A 21,397-nucleotide genomic window follows, 5' to 3' on the forward strand; every position below is an offset into this window, starting at 1 on the left:
TTTGGAGCCCCCCGAGAGGCTCGGAAGACGGAACGGGGGAAAACTCGGAACCCCGGCTTTCGGCCTTGCCCCCCATGGAAACCGCGCCTATAGCTCTGGCTTTAATGGCAACCTCTCCGAAATCGACTTTCGTCCTCGGGCACCGGCATTTGCTGGGAATCGAGGGCCTTTCCGCCCACGACATCACCGGCCTCCTCGATCTGTCCGAGGAGTATGTCGAACTGAATCGTCAGGTCGACAAGAAGCGCACCGTGCTGCGCGGCCGCACCCAGGTCAACCTGTTCTTCGAGGCCTCGACGCGGACCCAGTCGTCGTTCGAGATCGCTGGCAAGCGGCTCGGCGCCGACGTCATGAACATGTCGGTGTCGTCCTCGTCCATGCGCAAGGGCGAGACCCTGATGGACACCGCGGTCACCCTGAACGCGATGCATCCGGACATCCTGGTCGTCCGTCACCACGCCTCTGGCGCGGTGGAGCTGCTGGCGCGCAAGGTCGACGGCTCCGTGATCAATGCCGGTGACGGCGCGCATGAGCATCCGACCCAGGCGCTGCTCGATGCGCTGACCATCCGCCGCAACAAGGGCCGCATCGAGGGGCTGGTCATCGCGATCTGCGGCGACGTGCTGCACTCGCGCGTCGCGCGCTCCAACATCCTCTTGCTCAACACCATGGGCGCCCGCGTCCGCATCGTCGCGCCCTCCACTTTGCTGCCGCCGGGCATCGAGCGCATGGGCGTCGAGGTCGCGCGCGACATGCGCGAAGGGCTCAACGGTGCCGACATCGTCATGATGCTGCGGCTGCAGCGCGAGCGCATGAACGGCTCGTTCGTGCCGTCCTCGTCGGAATATTTCCAGTATTTCGGGCTCGACCAGAAGAAGCTCGCCTACGCCAAGCCCGACGCGCTGGTCATGCATCCGGGACCGATGAACCGCGGCGTCGAGATCGAGTCCATCGTCGCCGACGGTGCGCAATCGCTGATCCGGGAGCAGGTCGAAATGGGCGTGGCCGTGCGCATGGCCGTGCTCGAGGCTCTGGCCCGCAACCTGCCCAACGCGTGATACAGAAGTCGGGACCAAACGCCATGCTGACCGACCGCCGCCCGATCCTGCTCGCCAATGCGCGCGTCATCGATCCCTCCCGCGACTTCGACGGCCCCGGCGACGTGCTGATCGCCGACGGCGTGATCCGCGACCTCAAGCGCGGCATCGGCGCCGCGGGCGTGCCCGAGGGCACCGATGTCGTCAACTGCGCAGGCAAGATCGTGGCCCCCGGCCTGATCGACATGTGCGCCTTCGTCGGCGAGCCCGGCCTCGGCCATCGCGAGACCTTTGCCAGCGCCAGTCAGGCGGCGGCGACCGGCGGCATCACCACCATCATCTGCCAGCCCGGCACCGAGCCGGTGATCGACAATTCGGCGACCGTCGACTTCGTGCTGCGCCGCGCCCGCGACACCGCGATCGTCAACATCCAGCCGATGGCGGCGCTGACCAAGGGCCTGCGCGGCGAGGAGATGACCGAGATCGGGCTGTTGCGCGCCGCCGGCGCCGTCGCCTTCTCCAACGGCCACACCAGCGTGATGAACGCGCAGGTGATGCGCCGCGCACTGACCTATGCGCGGGATTTCGACGCCCTGATCGTGCATCACACCGAAGATCCCAATCTCGTCGGCGAAGGCGTCATGAACGAAGGCGAGTTCGCCTCGCGGCTCGGCCTCTACGGCATCCCGCCCGCAGCGGAAGCCGTCGTGCTCGAACGCGACATGCGCCTGGTGGCGCTCAGCAAGGGCCGCTACCACGCGGCCGCGCTGAGCTCGATCGACTCGCTCGACATTCTCAGGCGCGCGCGCGAAGCCGGCCTCACCGTGAGCGCGTCGGTCTCGATCAACCACGTGACGCTGAACGAGAACGACATCGGCCCCTACCGCACCTTCCTGAAGCTGACGCCGCCGCTGCGCACCGAGGCCGACCGCCGCGCATTGGTCGAAGCGCTGGCCTCGGGCCTCATCGACGTCATCATGTCGGACCACACGCCGCAGGACGTCGAGGTCAAGCGGCTGCCGTTCGCGGAGGCTGCGAGCGGCGCGGTCGGGCTCGAGACCATGCTGCCGGCGGCGTTGCGGCTCGTGCACAATGGCGAGCTGAGCTGGACGACCCTGATCCGCGCCATGTCGACGCGGCCCGCCGAGCTGCTCGGCCTGCCCGGCGGCAGCTTGCGGGCAGGCGCGCCGGCCGACATCATCGTGATCGATCCGGACGTGCCCTGGATCCTCGATCCGGCCGACCTCAAATCGCTGTGCAAGAACACGCCGTTCGACGAAGCCCGCTTCACCGGCCGCGTGGTCCGCACCATCGTCGGCGGCCGCACCGTGTTCGAACATGTCTGACGCAAGGCGAAGCTTGGAAGGAGTGGTGTGATGGGTTCCGAAGCCTTCCTGCCGGTCGCTCTCATCATCGGCTATCTCCTGGGGTCGATCCCGTTCGGCCTGATCCTGACCAAGCTGGCCGGCACGCAGGATCTGCGCAGCATCGGCTCCGGCAATATCGGCGCCACCAACGTGCTGCGCACCGGACGCAAGGGGCTCGCGGCAGCAACCCTGCTCGGCGACGCGCTGAAGGGTACGGCGGCGGTCATCATCTCGGGCTATCTCGGCGGCCCGAATGCCGCGATGATCGCGGGCCTCGGCGCCTTCCTCGGTCACTTGTTCCCGGTGTGGCTGAAGTTCCGCGGCGGCAAAGGTGTCGCCGTTTACATCGGTATTTTGATCGGTCTGTTCTGGCCGGGCGCGATCTTCTTCTGCCTGGTCTGGCTCGCCACCGCATTCGCGCTCCGCTACTCATCACTCGCGGCACTCGTCGCCAGCGTGCTGACACCCATCGTGTTGTGGGCATTCGGCCACACCGCGCTGGCGGCCCTGTTCGGCCTGCTCACACTGTTGCTCATTTACATGCATCGCGAAAACATCAAGCGATTGCAGTTGGGCACCGAGAGCAAGATCGGGGCGAAGAAGTAGTCGCTCCGGACAAATACGGAGCAAATACGGAAAACCTGTGTTGCGCCCTGATTTCACAGCGGCTGCGCAGCAACACCGGCGATTCATCAGCTCATAAGTTAACGCGGGACTCTGGCGTGAATCATGATTGCCTGTCATGATTCCTGCATGTGGTTACGCAAGACCAACTCCAGCGTTTCGTCGGCCACGCACGATGACCGTACTGATCAGGCTCCGGCGCAGCAGAAGGCGGCCCCGGCCCGGTCGAACGCCAGCCTGCTGCTATCGGCCGCTGAGATCTGGTCGACCGGCATCACGGCCGCTGCAGAACCGGCGCAGACGCCCGAGACGCCTGCCGGGCCGGTCATGTCGGACGTCGCGCTCCCCGCCGAAATATCCGAGCCCAGCCCTGCGCCGGAACGAGCCGATGGCGCGCCGGCGGTCGCCGAGATGATCATGGCGGCCACGAGCACGCCCGTGATCAGCGAGACCAAGACCGCAGAGGCGCCCGAGCGAACGCTCGCGGAGACGATCGCAACGGTTAAGCTGCCGCCGCCGCCCCGGACATGGCCGCCGCGCAAGCTGTCGCTGGCCCTGCAGGGCGGCGGAACGTTCTCGGCCTTCACCTGGGGCGTGCTCGATCGCCTGCTCGAGGAACCCGGTTGCGACTTCGACACCATCAGCGGCGCCAGCGCCGGTGCGGTCAACGCCGCGCTGCTCGCGAGCGGGCTCGCCAAGGGCGGCCGCGACGAGGCGCGCAACCGGCTCGCTTTGTTCTGGACCCGGCTGATGGAGGAGGCGTCGTTCCGATCGCTGCTGGTGATCGGCGCGTACTCGCCGGCGAGCAGCTCGGTGTCATTCGGTGCGGGGCTGCGCGGCGGACGCGCCGACCCGCTCGATCTCGATCCGCTCCGCGACATCCTCCGCGAGACGATCGATTTCGACGCCGTGCAGGGCCCGGCCGCGCCCCGCCTGCTGGTTGCGGCGACCCGGGCTCGTGACGGCCTGCCGCAGATCTTCCGCAATGCCGGCATCACGCCGGATGCACTGCTCGCCTCCACCTGTCCCGCGCAACTGCACGCCGCTGTCGACATCGAGGGCGAAGCGTATTGGGACGGCGGCTACGTCACCAATCCGCCGCTGATCCAGATCGCGCATGAGTCCAGCGCCGCCGACCTGCTGGTCGTTCAGGTCACGCCCGCGCGCGACGGCCATGTCCCGATGACCTCGGCCGCGATCGATCGCCGCCTCGACCAGATCGCCGGCAATGCGGTCCTGAACGCCGAACTCGCGGCGCTCGAATGGGCGCGCAGCGACGGCCTGCATCCGCCGCGCGTCCATCGGCTTGCGGCCGAGGACGAGATCGAAGCCCTGGCACAGCGCGATGCGACCGATCTCGGCAGCGACTTCGTCGAGCTGCTGTACCAGCGCGGACGCGATGCAGCCGAGCGCTGGCTGCGCGAAGCTCCGGTCGGCACCACGCCAGCCATCCAGGGCGATCAGCCGGTGCTATCGTCTCCGGTGTCCGAGTCCGAGGATGTGCGCGACGTCGCGCCGGCGTAGCGCGCCCTCTTCCCTGCGTCCTCGGGTTGCTCCATTCTAGTCCCCGGTAAAGGGGGCTTTGCGTGGATGCCATCAACACGACGATCGAGCTGAGCGACACCGAGCGGCGCGACCGGCTGCGCCTGATCCGGTCCGACAATGTCGGCCCGCGCACCTTCCGCTCGCTGCTCGACCATTTCGGCACCGCGCGCGTAGCGCTCGACCGGCTGCCCGATCTGGCACGCCGCGGCGGCGCGGCCGGAGCCGGCCGGATCTGCACGGTCGGCGAAGCCGAGGCCGAACTCGAAGCCTGCAAACGGCAAGGCGTCGAACTGCGGGCGCCGGACGAAGACGGCTATCCGCCCCGCCTCGCCACCTGCGAGGATGCTCCTCCGCTGCTCGCGGTGCGTGGCGCCCGCGAGACGTTGATGCGCCCGATGATCGCCATCGTCGGCTCGCGCAACGCCTCCGCCGCCGGGCTGAAATTTGCCGGCCAGATCGCCCATGAGCTCGGCCAGGCCGGCTTCGTCGTCATCTCCGGCCTCGCCCGCGGCATCGATCAGGCTGCGCATCGCGCGAGCCTCGGCAGCGGCACGGTCGCGGTGCTCGCCGGCGGCCATGACCGGATCTATCCTCCGGAGCACGTCGACCTGCTCGGCGCCATCGTCAGTGGCAGCGGCGCCGCAATCTCCGAGATGCCGCTCGGACACGAGCCGCGCGCCCGCGACTTTCCCCGCCGCAACCGGCTGATATCAGGCGCTTCGCTCGGCGTCGTCGTCGTCGAGGCCGCGCATCGATCGGGCTCGCTGATCACGGCGCGCATGGCCGGCGAACAGGGCCGCGAGGTCTTCGCCGTCCCGGGCTCGCCGCTCGATCCCCGCTGCGCGGGCACCAATGATCTCATCAAGCAGGGCGCGGCGCTCGTCACCGAAGCCGCAGACATCATCCAGGCCGTCGGCCCGATCATGGAGCGGCCGCTGCCCTTTTCGCTGCGCGAGCCGGAGGAGGAGTTGTTCGCCCCCGATCCCGAAAGCCACGACCGCGCGCAGATCACAGCCCTGCTCGGCCCGACCCCGGTTTCGATCGACGACCTGATCCGGATCAGCGGCCTGTCACCCGCCGTGCTGCGCATGGTGCTGCTTGAGCTCGAGCTGGCCGGCCGCCTGGAGCGCCACGGCGGCGGGATGGTGTCGCTGACCTGACGCTCAGTCAGCATCCCTGCGCGCGTCGAAGCGCGAGCGCGCCTGCTCGATCAGCTCCTGGTGCTGCATGGCCCACTGTCCGAGCGCCTGCACCGGCTGCGACAGCCCGCGGCCGAGATCGGTCAGCTCATAATCCACCCGCGGCGGGATGGTCGGAAACACCGTCCGCGTCACCAGCCCGTCGCGCTCGAGGCCGCGCAGGGTCAAGGTCAGCATCCGCTGGGAGATGCCGCCGACGAGCCGCTTCAGCTCATTGAAGCGCTTCGGCCCGTCCTGAAGCATCATGATGACGAACACACTCCATTTGTCGCCGACACGCGCCAGGATCGAGGCCACGCCCCGGCAATCATGATGATTTGGCTGCGTCGGGAGGTCGGGATCATCGCTGTCAGCAGGGGTCATGGCTGTGCCCGGGTTTCAAAAATGTGCGTTCTTGTGGGGTTACAGCACAGTCACTCATAGTGCGCCAGTTACAAACCAATACCGAGGTAACTGACCAATGACCCTCCTCCTCCACATCGACTCCAGCGTGCTCGGCCCCAACTCCGTCAGCCGTCAGGTGTCCGCCGCGATCGTCGCACGGCTCCGCCAGATCACGCCGGGGCTGGAGGTGACTTACCGAGATGTCGCAGCCGAGCCGCTGTCGCATCTGTCCGGAACGCATGTCGCCGTCGCATACGGTGCGCCCGTTGAGGATCCCGCAGTGGAAGCTGATGTCGCGGCCGGACAGGCCGTGCTGGAGGAGTTCCTGGCCGCCGATATCGTCGTGATCGGCGCCCCTATGTACAACTTCTCCATCCCGAGCCAGCTCAAGGCCTGGGTCGACCGCATCGCTGTCAGGGGCAAGACTTTCAGCTATGGCCCGAACGGCCCGCAAGGCCTGGCCGGTGGCAAGCGTATCATCGTGGCGGTCTCGCGCGGCGGCCATTACGGCGCGGACACGCCGATGGCGGCATTCGAACACCTGGAGACCTATTTGCGCAGTGTCTTCAGCTTCATCGGCGTCACGGATCTCGAATTCGTTGCGGCCGACGGTGTCCAGATCGGCCCGGAGCATCGCGAGCAGGCGCTGGCGAAGGCGATTCAGACGGCCGGCGGTCTCGCCGCTTGAGTCCCTCGGTGGCTGCCGCCGGCAGCCACCGCTTTCAATCCCGGGGGCAGGTCTCAAACCGCCACCGACCCGGCCGGTTAGCCCCGAAAGATCGGCGCTCCGGCCGGCGAGCTCGTGGCACCGCCATCGCCGAAGGGCCGCGGCCTGTTTCCCATCCTGGTCGCGCTGCGGCAGTGGAGCGAGGAATTCGACGAGCACCCCGACGAGATCGCCACCGCGCTCGTCGACCGCGCGAACCGCAGGCCGGTTCGCAAGCTGCTGCTGACTGCGGAGGACGGCCGGGTGCTGGCGCCGGAGAAACCGCCCTCGCCCCGCGGTGAGCGCGGGCGGCCGTCAGCAGAGCCTGCGGCGGCTGCGCAGCCTCAGATGCTCCTCGGCCTCAAGGTTCGCCATGCGTAGGAGGTAATCGAGCATGTCGAGACGATGGCGCTGCGCCAGATGCGACAGGCTGGCCGTCACCTCGGCGATCAGCGCCGCCGCGGCGTCGGGATCCTCCACCATCGCCTCGACGTCCGGGTCGCTTTTGTCCGCTGCCTTGGCCAACAACCGTCACCCAGCATAAGGAATTTGACGAAAAACAACCTCAAGAGCGCGCGGTTCTCATCGTGCTCCGTACAACCTGATAGGTACTTCGCCGGTCCAACGCAATCGCCTTTCAACATCCCTCGATTTGACAGGAACCCCCTCACCACCCATGTTCGGGTCAACGCAGCCGGCGCGAATCCCGCGAAGCCAGCTTCAATCCTTCCACTAAGCCATTGGAAATACATGAATATCGTCATCGTGGAGTCGCCTGCCAAGGCCAAGACGATCAATAAGTATCTGGGCTCCTCCTACGAGGTTCTGGCCTCTTTCGGTCATGTCCGCGACCTTCCGGCCAAGAACGGTTCCGTCGATCCGGACGAGAATTTCCGCATGATCTGGGAGGTCGATCCCAAGGCGGCGGGCCGACTCAACGATATCGCCAAATCGCTGAAGGGCGCTGACCGGCTGATTCTCGCCACCGACCCTGATCGCGAGGGCGAAGCGATTTCCTGGCATGTGCTGGAGGTGTTGAAGGAGAAGCGCGCGCTCAAGGATCAGAAGATCGAGCGCGTCGTCTTCAACGCCATTACCAAGCAGGCCGTCTCTGAGGCGATGAAGCACCCGCGCCAGATCGACGGTGCGCTGGTCGACGCCTACATGGCGCGCCGCGCACTCGATTACCTCGTGGGCTTCACTCTCTCTCCCGTGCTGTGGCGCAAGCTGCCGGGCGCCCGCTCGGCCGGACGCGTGCAGTCGGTCGCGCTGCGTCTCGTCTGCGATCGCGAGCTGGAGATCGAGAAGTTCGTGCCGCGCGAATACTGGTCGCTGATCGCAACCCTGGCGACGCCGCGCGGCGACACCTTCGAGGCGCGTCTCGTCGGCGCCGACGGCAAGAAGATCCAGCGGCTCGACATCGGCGCCGGCGCGGAGGCCGAGGATTTCAAGACCGCGCTCAACGCGGCGAGCTACACGGTCGCGACCGTCGACGCCAAGCCGGCGCGCCGCAACCCGCAGGCGCCCTTCACGACGTCGACCCTGCAGCAGGAAGCGAGCCGCAAGCTCGGCTTCGCGCCGGCGCACACGATGCGCATCGCGCAGCGTCTCTATGAAGGCATCGACATCGGCGGCGAGACCACCGGTCTCATCACCTATATGCGAACCGACGGCGTGCAGATCGACGGCTCGGCGATCACCCAGGCCCGCAAGGTGATCGGCGAGATCTACGGCAACAAATATGTGCCGGAGAGCCCGCGCCAGTACCAGGCCAAGGCCAAGAACGCCCAGGAAGCGCACGAAGCGATCCGCCCGACCGACCTGTCGCGCAAGCCGGCCGAGCTACGCAAGCGGCTCGATGACGACCAGGCCAAGCTCTACGAGCTGATCTGGACCCGCACGATCGCGAGCCAGATGGAATCCGCCGAGCTGGAGCGCACCACCGTCGACATCATCGCCAAGGCCGGCGCCCGTACCCTGGAGCTGCGCGCCACTGGCCAGGTCATCAAGTTCGACGGCTTCCTCGCCCTCTATCAGGAAGGCCGCGACGACGAGGAGGACGAGGACGGCCGCCGCCTGCCGCAGATGAGCCCGAACGAGCCGCTGAAGCGGCAGGATCTCGCGGTCACCCAGCATTTCACCGAGCCGCCGCCGCGCTTCTCGGAGGCCTCGCTGGTCAAGCGCATGGAGGAGCTCGGCATCGGCCGGCCCTCGACCTATGCCTCGATCCTGCAGGTGCTGAAGGACCGCGGCTATGTGAAGCTCGAAAAGAAGCGGCTGCACGGCGAGGACAAGGGCCGCGTCGTCATTGCCTTCCTGGAGAACTTCTTCCGCCGCTACGTCGAGTACGATTTCACCGCCGATCTGGAGGAGCAGCTCGACCGCATCTCCAACAACGAGATCGCCTGGCAGCAGGTGCTGAAGGATTTCTGGACCGGCTTCATCGGCGCCGTCGACGACATCAAGGATCTGCGCGTGGCGCAGGTGCTCGACGCGCTCGACGAGATGCTGGGGCCGCACATCTACCCGCCGCGCGACGATGGCGGCGATGTCCGGCAATGCCCGACCTGCGGCACCGGACGGCTCAACCTCAAGGCCGGCAAGTTCGGCGCCTTCGTCGGCTGCTCGAACTATCCGGAATGCCGCTACACCCGCCCGCTCGCCGCCGACAGCGAGGCCGCGGCCGACCGCGTGCTCGGCCAGGATCCGGACACCGGCCTCGACGTCGTCGTCAAAGCCGGCCGCTTCGGCCCCTACATCCAGCTCGGCGAGCAGAAGGATTACGCCGAGGGCGAGAAGCCGAAGCGCGCCGGCATCCCGAAAGGGACGTCGCCCGCGAGCCTCGAGCTCAACTACGCGCTGAAGCTGCTGTCGCTGCCGCGTGAGGTGGGCATCCATCCGGAGACGGGTCTGCCGATCATCGCCAATCTCGGCCGCTTCGGGCCGTTCGTGAAGCACGACAAGACGTATGCGAGCCTGGAGGCCGGCGACGAGGTGTTCGACATCGGCCTCAACCGCGCCGTCACCCTGATCGCCGAGAAGATCGCCAAGGGCCCGAGCAAGCGGTTCGGCGCCGATCCCGGCAAGGCGCTCGGCGACCATCCCTCGCTCGGCCCCGTCGCCGTCAAGGCCGGCCGCTACGGCGCCTATGTCACCGCCGGCGGCGTCAACGCCACCATTCCCGGCGACAAGGAAAAGGATACGATCACGCTCGCCGAGGCGATCGCCCTGCTCGACGAGCGCGCCGCCAAGGGCGGCGGCAAGAAGGCCAAGGGCAAGGCTGCGGCGAAACCGGCCAAGGCTGCCAGCAAAGCGGCTGCCAGCAAGGCCAAGCCGAAGACCGGCGGCGACGACGACACGCCGAAGCCGGCGAAAAAGGCCGCGGCGAAGAAGGCGGCCGCCAAACCGAAATCAGACTCCACCAGCAAGGCGCGTGCGCCGGTCGCCAAGGCCGCCAAGACCTCGGCCAAGCCTGCGACCAAGGCGACGCCGAAGAAAAGCGCCGGCAAGGCCCGCGGATGAGAAAATGACCCAAAAGCGCGACATCGGCTTCCCTTCGCGGGAGGCCATCGTCGCCTTCATCCGCGCCAATCCGGGCAAGGTTGGCACCAAGGACATCGCCCGCGCGTTCGGCCTGAAGAACGCCGATCGCGTCGCGCTCAAGCAGTTGCTGCGCGAACTCGTCGCCGACGGCACGGTGAAGAAGAGCGGCCGCAAGAAAGTCGTCGAGACCGCGTCCCTGCCGGCCACGCTGGTCGCCGACATCACCGGGCGCGACAGCGACGGCGAATTGATCGCCAAGCCGGCCGAGTGGGACGAGGCCGAGCAGTCCGAGCCGCCGCGCATCCGCATCCACACGCCGCGTCATGCGGGGCCGGGCTCGGTGGCCGGCGTCGGCGACCGCGCGCTGCTGCGGGTCGAGCCGATCAAGGATGATGGCGGCGTGTCCTATCGCGGCCGCGTCCTCAAGGTGCTGGATCAGGCGCGGCCGCGCGTGCTCGGCATTTTCCGCAGCAATCCCGGCGGCGGCGGCCGCCTGATTCCGGTCGACAAGAAGCAGGCCGGACGCGAGCTCTCCATCGCCCCCGCCGACACCAAGGACGCCAAGGACGGCGATCTCATCAGCGTCGACCTGCTGCGCGGCCGCGGCTACGGCCTGCCCTCGGGCCGGGTGAAGGAGCGTTACGGCTCGGTCGCGACCGAGAAGGCGATCAGCCTGATCGCGATCCATGCCCACGAGATCCCGATGGACTTCTCGGCCGCGGCGGTGGCGGAAGCCGAAGCCGCGCAGCCCGCGACCTTGAAGGGCCGCGAGGACTGGCGCGAGCTGCCGCTGGTCACGATCGATCCGCCCGATGCCAAGGACCACGACGACGCGGTTCATGCCGAGCCGGATCCCGATCCGAGCAATGTCGGCGGCTTCATTGTCCATGTCGCCATCGCCGACGTCGCCTACTATGTGCGGCCGGGCTCGGCGCTCGATCGCGACGCGCTGATCCGCGGCAACTCGGTCTACTTCCCCGACCGTGTCGTGCCGATGCTGCCGGAGCGCATCTCCAACAACCTGTGCTCGCTGGTGCCGGGCGAAGCGCGCGGCGCGCTCGCCGTGCGCATGGTGCTCGGGGCCGACGGCCGCAAGCGCTCGCACTCGTTCCACCGCGTGCTGATGCGCTCGGCCGCCAAACTGTCCTACGCACAGGCGCAGGCCGCCATCGATGGCAAGCCGGACGACGTCACCGGTCCCCTGCTCAAGCCGATCCTGAAGCCGCTCTATGCCGCCTATGAGGTCGCCAAGCGCGGCCGGGACGCGCGCGATCCGCTCGACCTCGACATTCCCGAACGCAAGATCCTGCTCAAGAAAGACGGCACGGTCGACCGCGTCGTCGTGCCGGAGCGCCTCGACGCCCACAGACTGATCGAGGAGTTCATGATCTCGGCCAACGTCGCCGCGGCCGAACTGCTGGAGAAGAAGGCACTGCCGCTGATCTACCGCGTGCATGACGAGCCGACGGTGGAGAAGATCCATGCGCTGCAGGAATTCCTGAAGACGCTCGACGTGCCCTTTGCGAAGAGCGGCGCGCTGAGGCCATCGCTGTTCAACCGCGTGCTGACGCTGGTGGCCGGCCAGGACTACGAGCATCTCGTCAACGAGGTCGTGCTGCGCTCGCAGGCGCAGGCGGAATATTCGACCGACAATTACGGACATTTCGGCCTGAACCTGCGCCGCTACGCGCATTTCACCTCGCCGATCCGCCGCTATGCCGACCTCGTCGTGCACCGCGGCCTGCTGCGCGCGCTGAGCCTCGGCGACGGCGCCCTGCCCGACAGCGAGACGCCGGATCATCTCGCCGAGGTCGCGGCGCAGATCTCGGTGACCGAGCGGCGCGCGATGAAGGCCGAGCGCGAGACCGCCGACCGGCTGATCGCCCATCATCTCGCCGACCGCGTCGGCGCCACCTTCCAGGGCCGCATTTCCGGCGTCACCCGCGCCGGCCTCTTCATCAAGCTCGACGAGACCGGCGCTGACGGCCTGGTTCCGATCCGGACCCTCGGCACGGAATATTTCGACTATGATGAGACGCGGCATGCGCTGATCGGCCAGCGCAGCGGTGCCATGCACCGGCTGGGTGACGTCGTCGACGTGCGTCTGGTAGAAGCTCAGCCGGTGGCCGGTGCGCTGCGCTTCGAACTCTTGACGCAGGCCGACGTGCTTGTCTCGCGCCACGGCCGCCGCGAGCGGCCGAAGGGCAAGGCCGGGATCAAGGCAAGGGCCAAGAGCAAGGCAACGAAGCGCGCCAAGGCCGAGGCGCGGCCGAAGCACAAAGAAAAAAACCGCAAGGAAAGTCAAACGGCAGGGGCAAAACGCAAGCCCGGCACATCGAAGAAAGGCAGATCGTGGACGCCATGACCTCAACGCCCAGCACATTGCCCCCGCAGACGTGGACGCGCGACACCGGCCTCGCCGAGAAGCGCGACGTCTGGACAGCGATGAAGCGCGGCCTGCGCGGCCGCTGCCCGCGCTGCGGCGAGGGCAAGCTGTTCCGCGCCTTCCTGAAGGTCGCGGACAACTGCGACCGCTGCGGCCAGGATTTCTCCGGGCATCGCGCCGACGATCTTCCAGCCTATCTCGTGATCGTCATCGTCGGCCACATCATCGTGCCGCTGGTGCTCTCGATCGAGACCAACTACGCGCCGCCGGTGGCGCTGCAACTCGCGATCTATCTGCCGGTGACCCTGGTCGCCGCGCTCGCCTTGATTCAGCCGGTCAAGGGCGCCGTCGTCGGGCTGCAATGGGCGTTCCGCATGCACGGCTTCGACGACAATCCGGTGGAAGGCATTCCGCCGGTCTGAGCGACCAGACAATCAACGAATAAGAAAAAGCGGGGAGGACATGAGCGAGACGGCACAGGCCACGGGCGCAGCGGCGGGCAAGCCGGCCGAGAAGGAAGCCGACCATCATCCCTACACCAAGCCGAAGGATGCTGCGACGTTGATCCTGGTGGATCGCAGCGGCACGGTGCCGAAGGTGCTGGTCGGCAAGCGCCACGACAAGGTCGTGTTCATGCCCGGCAAGTTCGTCTTCCCGGGCGGCCGCGTCGACAAGTCAGATCATCGCATCCCCGTCGCAGCGCCGATGCCGGCCGAGCTCGAAGCCAATCTGTTCAAGGGCAAGCCGCAGACGACGGCCTCGCGCGCGAAGTCGCTCGCCGTCGCCGCGATCCGCGAGGCCTGTGAGGAAACCGGTCTCTGTCTCGGACGCAAGGTCGGCGGCTCCGCGCCGAAACTGGACGGGCCATGGGCGCCGTTCGCTGACGCCGGCCTGCTGCCCGACCCCTCCGGCCTGTTCCTGATCGCCCGCGCCATCACCCCGCCCGGCCGCATCAAGCGCTTCGACACGCGCTTCTTCACCGCCGATGCCTCCGCCATCACCCATCGCGTCGACGGCGTGATCCACGCCGATGCGGAGCTGGTCGAGCTGGTCTGGGTCGAGCTCGGCTCCAAGCCGCTCGCCGATCTGCACCCGATGACCAAGAACGTGCTCCACGAGCTCGACCGCCGCCTCGCCACCGGCCCGCTGCGCCACGACGCCCCGGTGCCGTTCTTCCATTTCTACGGCGGCAAGATGCAGAAGGACGTGCTGGGCGGGTGATCGCACTGCTCACGGCGCCCCGCCGCGGCGATGCTCAGTCGTGAACGATGGCGGTGACCTCGATTTCGACCCGTGCCCTCTCAGGCGTGAGGCCCGCGACCTTCACCAGCGTGCTCGCGGGCCGCACTGCCCCGAAGGCCTCGCTATGCGCGCGGGCCACCGCGTCGGTGTCCGCCATGTCGGTCACGTAGACCACCGTCCGCACCACGTGCCGGAGATCCGCCCCGGCCTGCTGCAAGGCGCCGGCGATGATGGCCATCACGCTCGTTGCCTGGCCGAAGGCATCGCTGTCCAGATCGATACCGCGCGCAGTCGTTCCCGAGACGAAGACCTGGTTGCCGACCCTCACCGCCCGCGCATAGCCGTAGGTCTCCTCGAATGGATAGCCCGAGGAGATGTTGAGCCTCTCTGACAAGCCAGTGCTCCTTGCAAGCCGCGAAGATGCCGAAAGACGTGCTGGGCGGCAAAGCCGATGGGTCGTAGAGTAGGCCACACGTATCGTGGAGCCAATCCATGAAGCAGTCTCTCGGGCGTCTATTCGCGTCGGTCGCGCTGATCGCGCTGGCCTCGCCACCGGCCCATGCCGAGCTCGACGTCGCAGCCTTGACATCGACGATCGCGGCCTCGCTCGAGCGCGACGACCCGGCGCTCGACATGCTCTACAAGGACCTGCACGCCCATCCGGAGCTCGCCTTCCAGGAGGTCAAGACGGCGGCGAAGCTTGCGGAGGAGATGCGCAGCGTCGGCTTCGAGGTCACCGAGAAGGTCGGCAAGACCGGACTCGTCGCGCTCTATCGCAATGGCGAGGGCCCGACCATCATGGTGCGCACCGAGCTCGATGCGCTGCCGATGGAGGAGAAGACCGGCCTGCCCTATGCGAGCCGCGACACGGCCAATTGGAACGGGCGCGTGACCTTCGTCGCGCATAGTTGCGGCCACGACGTGCACATGGTGAGCTGGGTCGGCACGGCCAGGACGCTCATAGGCCTCAAGGACAAGTGGAAGGGCACGCTGATGTTCGTCGGCCAGCCCGCCGAGGAGGAGGTCGCGGGCGCGAAGGCGATGCTGGCCGACGGCCTGTTCACCCGCTTTCCGAAACCCGATGTCGGCTTTGCGCTGCATAGCGGCGGCTTCGCACATGGTGATGTAACGTATCGGGTCGGCGTCGGTTCATCGAGCATGGATGGCCTGTCGATCCGCTTCTATGGCCGCGGTGTCCATGACTCGGCGCCGCATACCACCATCAAGCCAATCATGATGGCGGCACGCTTCCTTGTCGATCTGCAGAGCGTGATCCGCCGCGAGAAGGACCCAACCGAGCCCGGCGTCCTCGTCGGAGTTATCCAAGGCGGCACCGCCAGCGAGATCATCCCGGACGACGCGGTCATGCCCGTGACCATCAGGAGCTTCAGGCCGGAGGCCCGCGCCAAGATGCTGGGAGAGATCGAGCGAACCGCCATGGCTGTGGCGGCCATGGCCGGCGCTCCGCGGCCCGGTATCGAGTTGGAGCAACGGACGGATGCCGTGATCAACGACGACGCGCTCGTCGCGGCGGCCGAGCCGGTGCTGAAGGCGGCGTTCGGCGACAGGTTGACGAGATCGCCGCCGAGCACCGCAAGTGACGACTATGCGGAGTACGTCAAGGCCGGCGTGCCATCGATGGTCTTCAACATCGGCGTTTATGATCCAGAGCGCGTCGCGGCTGCACGTCATGGTGGTCCGCGGCTGCCGCCGAACCGCTCGCAGCTGTTCGCGCCGGTGCCCAAGCCGACCATCGAGACCGGCGTCACCGCGATGACGCTCGCCGTGCTGTCGGCGTTCGATGCACGCGCACGGAGGCATTAGTTGTCCGGCCACGAATGACTCGCCATGAGACGGGCAGCCCTACGCCACCAAAAAGTGTCGTCCCGGCGAACGCCGGGACCCATACCGCGGAATCTGTCGTGGGCCCCGGTGGTCGAGACTGTGCTCACATGGCGTAGTTCACGGAGTATGGGTCCCGGCTCAAGGCCGGGACGACACCATTTGCTGCGTAACCTGTATTGCCTCACGACAGAATGAGCGTGCTGCGCACGACCGCAAAAACGAAATCGTGTTCTGCCGTGGGTTGCTGACGCGGATCGGGCGAGTTCCTATCTGCTCAAGAGATCAACCATCCACGGACACCCCATGGCTCCCCGTCAACTCAAGCTCGGCGCCTTCATGCGTCCGGTCTCCATCCACACCGGCGCGTGGCGCTATCCCGGCGCCTGGCCGGACGCCAATTTCAACTTCGCGCATCTCAAGCGGCTCATCCGGAAATTGGAGGCCGGCAAGTTCGACGCCTTCTTCATGGCCGATCATCTGGCCGTGCTGAACATGCCGATCAATGCGCTCAAGCGCAGCCACACCGTGACGTCGTTCGAACCGTTCACGCTGCTCTCGGCGCTGTCGGCGGTGACCGAGAATATCGGCCTGATCGCGACCGGATCGACCACCTTCGACGAGCCCTATCACCTCGCCCGCCGCTTCGCTTCCCTCGACCACATCTCCGGCGGCCGCGCCGGCTGGAACATCGTCACCACGTCGAATCCAGATGCCGCGCTGAATTTCGGGCTCGACGACCACATGGAGCATGCCGAGCGCTACAAGCGCGCCCGCGAGTTCTACGACGTCGTCACCGGATTGTGGGATTCGTTTGCCGACGATGCCTTCGTGCGCGACGTCGAGAGCGGGCTGTTCTTCGATCCCGACAAGATGCACGTGCTCGACCACAAGGGCAAATATCTGAAAGTCCGCGGCCCGCTCAACATCGCCCGCCCCGTGCAGGGCTGGCCGGTGATCGTGCAGGCCGGCGCCTCGGAGGACGGCAAGCAGCTCGCGGCGGAGACGGCGGAGGCCGTGTTCACCGGCGGCGGCAGCCTCGCCGATGGGCAGAAGCTCTATGCCGACATCAAGGGCCGCATGGACAAGATCGGCCGTGATCCTGAGCATCTGAAGATCCTGCCCGGCGCCTTCGTGGTGGTCGGCGACAGCGTCGACGAGGCGAAGGAGAAGCGCGCGCTGCTCGACAGCATGGTGCATTACGACAGCGCCATCGCCTCGCTCTCGGTCATCCTCGGCACCGACGCGTCCGGCTTCGATCCCGACGGTCCGCTGCCTGATATCCCCGAGACCAACGCCTCCAAGAGCGGCCGCCAGCGCCTGGTCGATGTCGCCGCGCGCGACAAGCTCACGGTGCGGCAACTGGCGCAGCGGGTCGGCGGCTACGGCGGTCTGTCCTTCGTCGGCACAGCCAAGACGATCGCCGACCAGATGCAGGAGTGGCTGGAAAGCCGTGGGTCGGACGGTTTCAACATCATGTTCCCGTTCCTCCCCGCAGGGCTCGACGACGTCGTCGACAAGGTGATTCCCGAGCTGCAGCGCCGCGGGATCTTCCGGACGGAGTATGAGGGGCCGACCCTGCGGGACAATCTCGGCCTGCCCCGACCGAAAAACCGCTTCTTCGCGGCCCAGGGACCCCAGAATCTGGCCCTCAAACCTTGACTTTGGGGGCTGGCTGGGTAGGTTGCCGGCCAACGGCGCCCCCTCTTTGGCCGGTGCCCACCCCCGATCCCGATTCCAGAGGTTCAAGACATGGCCAAAGCGGTCACCATCAAGGTCAAGCTCGTGTCGACCGCCGACACCGGCTTCTATTACGTTGCCAAGAAGAACTCGCGCACCATGACCGACAAGATGGTCAAGAAGAAGTATGACCCGGTCGCGCGCAAGCACGTCGAATTCCGCGAAGCCAAGATCAAGTAAGATCGCGGTCTGCTGCGACTTCAACGGGGCCGTTTCGGCCCCGTTTTTTATTGCGCCCGATGCTCCCACTGCTGCGGCACGGGCCGTCCGCTTCTGATCGGTCCATTGGCTGCGGCTGAATCTGGTTCCCGACTTAAGGAGCCATCAACCAAACCCGTGCGATTTGGGGTAGCGGCGCCCCCCCCCGCAGCGTCTCCCTCCTTATCTTACCGGCAGACCAGTGATGACCGATCTTCAGACTTTGCAGTCCCGTCTCGATTTCATCGGCATCGACAATGCGACCCGAGAGGCGCTGCGGGAGCTGCGGCCGCTGATCGGCAAGGTGCTGCCCGGCCTGCTGGAGCAGTTCTACGCCCATGTCGGCAAGGTCCCGCATCTCGCCAAGATGTTCTCCAGCCAGGCCGCGATGCGGCACGCCTCGAAGGCCCAGCTCGACCATTGGATGTCGCTGGCGACCGCGAAGTTCGACGATGCCTATGTGAAGTCCGTGACGAGGATCGGCCAGGCGCACAACCGGATGGGGCTGGAGCCGCGCTGGTACATCGCCGGCTATTCGCTGATCGTGACCGGGCTGCAGAAGGCGATCGAGACGGAGATCGCGGACGGCTGGTTCGGCGGCCAGGCGGCCCGCGAGAAGAAGGCCGCGCTGCAGGCTGCGATCACCAAGGCGGCAATGATCGACATGGATCTCGCCATCTCGGTCTATCTCGATGCGGCCAAGACCGAGCAGCACGTCGCCATGCAACGCATGGCCGACGAGTTCGAAGCCACCGTCGGCCAGATCATCAACAAGGTCCATGCGGACGCGCGCACGCTCGAGGTCTCGGCCAACACGCTGACCAAGACCGCCGAGCAGACCCAGCACCTGTCGGCCAGCGCGGCCTCGGCCTCGGGCCAAGTCTCGACCAACGTGCAGTCGGTCGCCTCGGCCGCCGAGGAGATGACCTCCTCGGTCCATGAGATCGGGCGGCAGGTCAGGGAATCGACCACCATTGCCAAGGAGGCCGTTCGCCAGATCGAGCAGACCGATGTCGGCATCAGCGAGCTGTCGCGCACCGCCGAGCGCATCGGCGACGTGCTCAAGCTGATCACCTCGATCGCCGCCCAGACCAACCTGCTGGCCCTGAACGCGACCATCGAGGCGGCGCGCGCCGGCGACGCAGGCCGCGGTTTCGCGGTGGTGGCTTCCGAGGTCAAGGCGCTGGCGTCGCAGACCGCCAAGGCCACCGAGGAGATCGGCCAGCAGATCGAAGGCATTCAGAGCGCGACGCAAACCTCGGTCGCCTCGATCAAGCAGATCGGCGGCACCATCCAGCAGATCTCGGAGATCGCCGCCGGCATCGCCGCCGCCGTCGAGCAGCAAGGCGCCGCGACGGGGCAGATCTCGCGCAACGTGCAGGAGGTCGCCGGCGGCACCGCGCGCGTCGTCGGCAACATCGGCGACGTCAGCAAGGGCGCCAGCGCCACCGGCACCGCCTCCGCGCAGGTGCTGTCATCCGCGCACTCGCTGTCGCGCGAGAGCGATCACCTCAAGGATGAGCTGGAGAAATTCTTGCGCAGGGTCCGTGCGGCCTGACTACAAAGAAGGGCGGATCGGCGTTGGCCGTCCGCCCTGCGACGTCGCGACGCTGCGCGCCGGCTTACATCCCGTGGCTCAGGAACACCGCCGAGCAGCGCTTGCTCAGCTTGGCCCGGTTCTGCGTCAGACAGTTCTGGACGCCGAAGTCGTCGCCGAGCTGAGCGCGGCAGAAGCGCTTGGCGTCGGGCGCGCAAGCCTTCTGCTCCTGCGGCGTCCCCATATGGCCCTGAGCCATGGCAAATGACGGCAGAACGGACAGCGACACGGCAACCGCAAATATCAGCTTCTTCATTGGGCGCTCCTCCTTGGGCTGAAACAAACGTTTCCCGCCCAAGGGGGTTCCGACGGAACTGTGCGTCCGAAGGCCGGATGGCGAGCGTCGCAGCCAATGCTGCCTGCACGTCCCACTCTGAACGGTCAGCGCCTTGCCGCAATTCTCAGCCGGCGCAGGACGTGGCCCGCGCCAGCGCAGCACGCGCGAGCAGACGCGTCGAATCCAACGTCGGCAGAGGCGAGTTGGCATCGTCGATGATCAGCGGAATCTCGGTGCAGCCGAGCGCGACGGCATCGCAACCTTCCTCCTTCAGTCGCGCGATGATCGCCTGAAACGCGGCGACGGAGGGCGGCTGAAACCGCCCGTAGACCAGCTCATCCATGATGATGCGGTTGGCTTCGACGCGATCGGCTTCTTCCGGACGCGCGAACGCCAGCCCGCGTGCGGTCAAGCTATCCGGATAGACATTGCTGTCGACCAGCCATTTGGTGCCGGTGATGCCGATACGCCTGTAGCCTCTCCTGACCGCCTCCTTGGCAACCTCGTCAGCGATGTGCAGCCAAGGCAGCGGTGAGCGTGGCAGCACGAGCGGCAACGCCTGGTGAATGGTGTTGTCGGGGCAGATCAGGAAATCCGCGCCGGCCGCGGCGAGCTTGCGCGCCGAGGTCAGCATCAGCTCGGCGACGCCATCGAGATCGCCGCGATCGAGGCAGGCCACGTAGTCGGCGAGCGACGGCGTGTGCATCGACACCTCGGGATGGGCATGCGGCCCGAGCAGGTCGGCCCCCTCCTTGCAGATCGTGCGATAGCAGAGCGCCGCGCCCTCGGCGGAGCAGCCGACGATGCCGATATGTTTTGCCATTCGTCGTTCCATTTCCATCAACGTTGACGACGATGATAGCGCGAAAAGCGGCCGAGGGTGAACATCACCCCACCGCGCACCATCCTCTGCCATTGCGCGCACAGCGAAGCAATCCAGAGTCCTTGCTGAGCCCTGGCTTGCTTCGCTGTGCTCGCAATGACGCGGTTGCAACAGATCGCGCGCACGACATCGCCAGGGCCGATCACACGCTGATCCGCCCTGCCGAGACATTTGTTCGCACTGGCCTGTTCGCAGCTACATCACACCGCGGGACATCATGGCGTTCGCTATGTCGAATCTCAGGCGCTCGAGCGCGCGGTGGGCTGCGATATGGTCGAGATCGCCTTGCGTCAGGCCGATATCCACCAGTTGCGCCTCGCTCAGGTCGCATAGATCGACTCTCATCCGCCTGAGCCGACGGCCTTCCTGAAACACCAGCCAATAGCGCGCGAGCAGGCCGAACAGCCCCGGAGCCGAGATGCCCGGCGGCCCGGCCGCATTCTTTTCCGACAACGCGTCACGCAGCACCGTGACGGATGCGTTGGGTCGCGGCGCGGCTGGCGCCTGGTGCGCCGCGTTCTTCACCAATGAGAGGGGGCGATCGCGCGTGGCGGAATTGCGGGCGATCTCGTCTGTGAGATGGGTCTGAGGTGGCATCGGTCGCTCCTGCTGCGTGATGCCGGCAGGGAGCGCGGCCAAACAAAAGGCCCCGTCCGATGCCGGCGGGGCCTGGTGGAATGATCGTGTCGTCGAAATCCTAGCGCACGACTCCTCCCACGGCCCAGCTGCGGCGGGCCGCATGTTTGCGGTTGGAGTTGCGCACGACGTTGATCATGGTTTGTCGGTACCACGATGATTGCGCCAGATCAAGGCATGTAGTTCCTGCG

The 21,397-nt window shown here is 66.7% G+C and carries 20 protein-coding genes and 1 pseudogene; 15 read left to right on the plus strand and 6 right to left on the minus strand.

The genetic code is table 11. The annotated features are described in order from the left end of the window. The first annotated feature begins 104 nt into the window (after positions 1 to 104). The 5 genes from ACQR0U_RS28845 (at position 105) to dprA (ending at position 5,733) form a co-directional block, all read left to right on the plus strand. Entirely contained in the window at positions 105 to 1,058 is a 954-nt protein-coding gene (locus ACQR0U_RS28845) for an aspartate carbamoyltransferase catalytic subunit (protein ID WP_315740287.1), read from the plus strand. 23 nt (positions 1,059 to 1,081) lie between these two features. Continuing rightward, the gene (locus ACQR0U_RS28850) at positions 1,082 to 2,383 is read left to right on the plus strand and encodes a dihydroorotase (RefSeq protein ID WP_315711353.1); all 1,302 of its coding nucleotides are present in this window, start codon (positions 1,082 to 1,084) and stop codon (positions 2,381 to 2,383) included. Positions 2,384 to 2,413: 30 nt separating this feature from the next. Then, entirely contained in the window at positions 2,414 to 3,010 is a 597-nt protein-coding gene (gene plsY, locus ACQR0U_RS28855; protein ID WP_434844107.1) for a glycerol-3-phosphate 1-O-acyltransferase PlsY, read from the plus strand. A gap of 147 nt (positions 3,011 to 3,157) precedes the next feature. Further along, a complete protein-coding gene (locus ACQR0U_RS28860; protein ID WP_434844108.1) occupies positions 3,158 to 4,552 on the plus strand; it encodes a patatin-like phospholipase family protein in 1,395 nt (464 codons plus the stop codon). Positions 4,553 to 4,614: 62 nt separating this feature from the next. Then, a complete protein-coding gene (dprA, locus tag ACQR0U_RS28865; protein WP_434844109.1) occupies positions 4,615 to 5,733 on the plus strand; it encodes a DNA-processing protein DprA in 1,119 nt (372 codons plus the stop codon). Between the two features lie 3 nt (positions 5,734 to 5,736). On the opposite strand, the gene ACQR0U_RS28870 is transcribed toward dprA, so the two are convergent. Next, complete coding sequence (locus tag ACQR0U_RS28870; protein WP_434844110.1) at positions 5,737 to 6,135, minus strand: winged helix-turn-helix transcriptional regulator; 399 nt, start codon at positions 6,133 to 6,135, stop codon at positions 5,737 to 5,739. 97 nt (positions 6,136 to 6,232) lie between these two features. Here ACQR0U_RS28870 and ACQR0U_RS28875 point away from each other — a divergent pair, with 97 nt between their 5' ends. After that, positions 6,233 to 6,844, plus strand: a complete 612-nt coding sequence (locus ACQR0U_RS28875) for an FMN-dependent NADH-azoreductase (RefSeq protein WP_434844111.1) — start codon at positions 6,233 to 6,235, stop codon at positions 6,842 to 6,844. Positions 6,845 to 6,970: 126 nt separating this feature from the next. Continuing rightward, a pseudogene (locus ACQR0U_RS28880) lies at positions 6,971 to 7,243 on the plus strand (hypothetical protein); the annotation flags it as partial. On the opposite strand, the gene ACQR0U_RS28885 reads toward ACQR0U_RS28880, so the two are convergent. After that, positions 7,178 to 7,387 carry a hypothetical protein gene (locus tag ACQR0U_RS28885; protein WP_315712655.1) on the minus strand — a complete coding sequence of 70 codons (210 nt, stop codon included), beginning with the start codon at positions 7,385 to 7,387 and terminating at the stop codon, positions 7,178 to 7,180. The pseudogene ACQR0U_RS28880 and the gene ACQR0U_RS28885 overlap by 66 nt on opposite strands. 225 nt (positions 7,388 to 7,612) lie before the next feature. Here ACQR0U_RS28885 and topA point away from each other — a divergent pair, with 225 nt between their 5' ends. The 4 genes from topA to ACQR0U_RS28905 are packed head-to-tail and all read left to right on the plus strand — an operon-like array spanning position 7,613 to position 14,012. Beyond that, a complete protein-coding gene (topA, locus tag ACQR0U_RS28890) occupies positions 7,613 to 10,384 on the plus strand; it encodes a type I DNA topoisomerase (protein WP_434844112.1) in 2,772 nt (923 codons plus the stop codon). Positions 10,385 to 10,388: 4 nt separating this feature from the next. Further along, positions 10,389 to 12,770 carry a ribonuclease R gene (gene rnr / locus ACQR0U_RS28895; RefSeq protein ID WP_434844113.1) on the plus strand — a complete coding sequence of 794 codons (2,382 nt, stop codon included), beginning with the start codon at positions 10,389 to 10,391 and terminating at the stop codon, positions 12,768 to 12,770. Continuing rightward, positions 12,767 to 13,213: a DUF983 domain-containing protein gene (locus ACQR0U_RS28900; protein WP_315711344.1), complete on the plus strand. Its 447-nt coding sequence runs from the start codon at positions 12,767 to 12,769 to the stop codon at positions 13,211 to 13,213. Before rnr ends, ACQR0U_RS28900 begins: the two co-directional genes overlap by 4 nt. A 40-nt stretch (positions 13,214 to 13,253) precedes the next feature. Then, positions 13,254 to 14,012 carry an NUDIX hydrolase gene (locus tag ACQR0U_RS28905; protein ID WP_315711343.1) on the plus strand — a complete coding sequence of 253 codons (759 nt, stop codon included), beginning with the start codon at positions 13,254 to 13,256 and terminating at the stop codon, positions 14,010 to 14,012. A 34-nt stretch (positions 14,013 to 14,046) separates the two neighbouring features. Here ACQR0U_RS28905 and ACQR0U_RS28910 read toward each other — a convergent pair whose 3' ends face one another. Next, entirely contained in the window at positions 14,047 to 14,427 is a 381-nt protein-coding gene (locus tag ACQR0U_RS28910) for a RidA family protein (RefSeq protein ID WP_316188505.1), read from the minus strand. Between the two features lie 98 nt (positions 14,428 to 14,525). Here ACQR0U_RS28910 and ACQR0U_RS28915 point away from each other — a divergent pair, with 98 nt between their 5' ends. The 4 genes from ACQR0U_RS28915 to ACQR0U_RS28930 all read left to right on the plus strand — a co-directional run bounded on the left by ACQR0U_RS28915 (position 14,526) and on the right by ACQR0U_RS28930 (position 19,371). Continuing rightward, the gene (locus ACQR0U_RS28915; protein ID WP_316194858.1) at positions 14,526 to 15,857 is read left to right on the plus strand and encodes an amidohydrolase; all 1,332 of its coding nucleotides are present in this window, start codon (positions 14,526 to 14,528) and stop codon (positions 15,855 to 15,857) included. A gap of 324 nt (positions 15,858 to 16,181) precedes the next feature. Beyond that, positions 16,182 to 17,537 (plus strand): LLM class flavin-dependent oxidoreductase, encoded by a 1,356-nt coding sequence (locus ACQR0U_RS28920; RefSeq protein WP_434844114.1) that lies wholly within the window; start codon positions 16,182 to 16,184, stop codon positions 17,535 to 17,537. Between the two features lie 90 nt (positions 17,538 to 17,627). After that, positions 17,628 to 17,795, plus strand: a complete 168-nt coding sequence (gene rpmG, locus ACQR0U_RS28925) for a 50S ribosomal protein L33 (protein WP_015666342.1) — start codon at positions 17,628 to 17,630, stop codon at positions 17,793 to 17,795. Positions 17,796 to 18,018: 223 nt separating this feature from the next. After that, positions 18,019 to 19,371, plus strand: coding sequence for a globin-coupled sensor protein (locus tag ACQR0U_RS28930; RefSeq protein ID WP_316171430.1), 1,353 nt, complete (start codon positions 18,019 to 18,021; stop codon positions 19,369 to 19,371). 64 nt (positions 19,372 to 19,435) lie between these two features. On the opposite strand, the gene ACQR0U_RS28935 is transcribed toward ACQR0U_RS28930, so the two are convergent. From ACQR0U_RS28935 to ACQR0U_RS28945, 3 genes are all read right to left on the minus strand, one after another. After that, complete coding sequence (locus ACQR0U_RS28935) at positions 19,436 to 19,666, minus strand: hypothetical protein (RefSeq protein ID WP_315752976.1); 231 nt, start codon at positions 19,664 to 19,666, stop codon at positions 19,436 to 19,438. 145 nt (positions 19,667 to 19,811) lie between these two features. Beyond that, entirely contained in the window at positions 19,812 to 20,510 is a 699-nt protein-coding gene (locus ACQR0U_RS28940) for an aspartate/glutamate racemase family protein (protein ID WP_434844115.1), read from the minus strand. Between the two features lie 255 nt (positions 20,511 to 20,765). Then, positions 20,766 to 21,209: a DUF1127 domain-containing protein gene (locus tag ACQR0U_RS28945; protein ID WP_434872349.1), complete on the minus strand. Its 444-nt coding sequence runs from the start codon at positions 21,207 to 21,209 to the stop codon at positions 20,766 to 20,768. Positions 21,210 to 21,397: the final 188 nt, after the last annotated feature.

The organism is Bradyrhizobium sp. HKCCYLRH3097 (genome assembly GCF_051167875.1).
Taxonomy (GTDB): Bacteria; Pseudomonadota; Alphaproteobacteria; order Rhizobiales; family Xanthobacteraceae; genus Bradyrhizobium.